At 74.5% G+C, this 3,113-nt stretch carries 2 protein-coding genes; both read left to right on the top strand.

All coding sequences use genetic code 11. The annotated features are described in order from the left end of the window. Nucleotides 1–89 precede the first annotated feature (89 nt). Entirely contained in the window at nucleotides 90–824 is a 735-nt protein-coding gene (locus tag JGS39_RS38645; RefSeq protein ID WP_219574442.1) for an ABC transporter ATP-binding protein, read from the top strand. Next, on the top strand, nucleotides 818–3,113 hold a 2,296-nt coding region (locus JGS39_RS38640; protein WP_219574441.1), incomplete at its 3' end, for an ABC transporter permease. The genes JGS39_RS38645 and JGS39_RS38640, both read left to right, overlap by 7 nt.

Here is a 3,113-nt window from a genome sequence, read left to right as displayed (position 1 = left end):
GGGGAGTCCTGGGGGTGGAGGTAGCTCCACCCCCAGGACTCCCCCTCGCTGCGATGTGCCGTCCGGGCGGCGCCGGTTGAGTGGTGGCCATGAATCACGCAGCTGTCCGGCTTCGCTCGGTCACCCGGTCCTACGGCAGGAACACCGGCGCGGTGACCGCGCTCGACGGGGTCACCCTCGACGTCCCCCGGGGCACGTTCACCGCCGTCATGGGCCCGTCTGGCTCCGGCAAGTCGACCTTGCTCCAGTGCACCGCCGGTCTCGACCGGCCCACCGGCGGGCAGGTGTTCCTCGGCGACACCGAACTGACCGGGCTCAGCGAGCGGAAGCTGACGCTGCTCCGCCGCACCCGCATCGGTTTCGTGTTCCAGGCGTTCAACCTGCTTCCCTCGCTCAGCGCCGAGCAGAACGTCGCCCTCCCCCTACGGCTGGCGGGCCGCCGGCCGAAACGGGCCGAGGTCCTGGACGTCCTGGAGCGCGTCGGGCTGCGCGACCGGGCCGGGCACCGGCCCGGTGAGCTCTCGGGCGGCCAGCAGCAGCGCGTGGCCCTGGCCCGCGCCCTGGTCACCCGGCCCGATGTGCTGTTCGGCGACGAACCCACCGGGGCCCTGGACTCCGAGACCGGCCGGCAGGTGCTGAAGCTGCTGCGGGCCATGGTGGACGGCGGACAGACCGTGATCATGGTGACGCACGACCCGGTCGCCGCCTCCTTCGCGGACCGGGTGCTGTTCCTGGCCGACGGCCGGGTGCGGGACGAACTGTCCTCCCCGGCCGCCGGGCAGGTCGCGGCGCGCATGACCCGGATGGCGGCCGTCCCGTGCTGAATGTCGTGCTGCGCGGCATGCGGACCCGCTGGGTCACCTTCGTCGGCTCCTTCCTCGCGCTGGCCCTCGGTGTGGGGATCGTCGCCGCCACCGGACTGGCCCTCGCGGCCACGTTCGACGCCCCGCGGCACGGGCCCGAGCGGTTCGCTGCGGCGCCCGTCGTGGTCCGGGGCGAGGACCGGCTGCGGGTACGGACCCCGATCGGGGTCCGAACGCAGGAGTTGACCTCGCCCCGGCCGGTCCCGGCGGAGCTCGTCACCGCCCTCGCGGAGCTCGGCCGTACGGTCGAGGACCGCACGTTCTCCGTCACGGTCGGCAGCGCCCGCCTCGACGGGGACGGCGAGGGAACGGTCGGCCACCCGTGGCCCGTCGCGGCCGCCACCCCCTACCGGCTGGCCACCGGACGGGCCCCGGCCGCCGACGGAGAGGTCGTCGTCACCGCGGGGAACGGCTCCGACGTGCGTACGGGGGAGCGGATCACGGTCACCACCGGCTCGGGGACCGTCGCCCGGACCGTCGTCGGCACGGTGCGTCCCGCCGGGTTCGAGACCGCCGTGTTCTTCACCGCGGCCGAGGCGGCCAGGGTCTCCCCGGCCGTCGACGCCGTGGTGGTGCACGCCGATCCGGCGGTGGTGCGCGCGGTCGTGGCCCACGAGGACCGGATGGTGGTGCTCACCGGCGACGACCGCCGCCGGGCGGACCCCGACCCGGACCGGGACGCCGAGGCGCTGGTCTCCGTGAACGCGCTGCTGGGCACGGCTGCCGGCATCACCGTCTTCGTCTCCGTCTTCGTGGTCGCCTCGACGTTCTCCTTCGCCGTCGCCCAGCGCCGCCGTGAGTTCGGCCTGCTGCGCACGGCGGGCGCGACCCCCGGCCAGGTACGGCGGACGGTCTACGCGGAAGCGGCCGTCATCGGTGTCCTGGCGTCGGCGGCGGGCTGCAGGATGGGCGCCCTCGGCGCGCCCCGGCTCGCCTCCTGGATGGCCGGCGAGCACATCGCACCCCACTGGTTCGTGATCGGTGACCAGAACTGGCCGCTGCACACCGCCTTCTGGACCGGAGTCGCCGTGGCGCTGGCCGGAGCGGTCGCCGCCTCGCGCCGGGCCGGGAAGGTGGGGCCCGTCGAGGCGCTGCGTGAATCCGCCGTCGACAGCGGTTCGATGCCCCTGAGCCGGGTGCTGCTGGGCGCAGCCGTCCTGCTGACCGGGGCCGCGCTGCTGGGTATCGCGCTCGTCCAGGACCCCGGAAGCCTCCTCAAGCGCAAGACGTACGTCACCCAGCCGATGCTGCTGATCGTCGGGTGCGCCCTGTTCGCCCCCGTTCTGGTACGTCCCGTCACCCGCTTCCTCGCCTGGGCACCCGCTCAACTGCCGGGCGCCACCGGTGTGCTGGCCAGGGAGAACGCCTCCGCCGGGCTGCGCAGGACGTCCGCGGTCGCCGCCCCTGTGATCGTCACCGTGGCGCTGGCCGCCTCGCTGATGGGTACCACGGCGACGCTCGACGAGGCCCGGGCCGCCGAGGCGCGCACCCAGGTGACTTCGGACTTCGTGGTCACGGCGGCCACCGGGGGCGCCACGCTACCGGCGGAGTTCGTGGAGCGGGCCCGGCGGATCCCGGGCGCGGTCGTCAGCGCCTCGCGGTCCACCTCCGTGACCGTGCTGGAGGAGGGCACGGCACTCGTTACCTCCGAGGCGCGGGCGGTGGACCCGGACGATGCGGCGGCGGTGTCGGAGCTCCCTGTGGTGGCGGGCGGTCTCGCCGGGCTCGACGACGGTTCCCTCGTCGTCAACGTCAACGAGGAGTGGATGACCACGAGGGTCGGCGCGCGCGTCGGCGTCTGGCTGGCCGACGGCCGCAAGGTCACCCTGCGGGTGGCGGCCGTGCTGAGCACCGGCACCGGGAACAACGGGGTGTATGTGACCCCGCGCAACTCCGGGGGAGCCGCAGTCGACCGGGTCGACGTCAAAGTCCGTGACGGCGCGGGGCGTTCGGCCGTCGCGGCGCAGCTGGCGGCGGCCGGACGGGCGACCGGCACGGAGGTGGCGACGAGGGCCGGGTGGCTGGCGGAGAGCCACCGGCGGACCGGTGGGAACACCCGTCTCGGGCTGCTGATGATCCTTCTCATCGCCGTGGTGTACACGGGCATCGCCCTGGCCAACACGCAGGTGATGGCCACCTCGGACCGGGTGCGCGACCTGGCGGTGCTCCGGCTCGCGGGGGCGACGAAGGCGCAGGTGCTGCGGCTGGTGGGCGTGGAGGCGCTGGTCGTGGTGGCGGTGGGGGCGGTGC

The sequence above is a fragment of the Streptomyces poriferorum genome (assembly GCF_019399235.1).
GTDB lineage: Bacteria > Actinomycetota > Actinomycetes > Streptomycetales > Streptomycetaceae > Streptomyces > Streptomyces poriferorum.
This window is presented reverse-complemented; position numbering and strand designations above follow the sequence as displayed.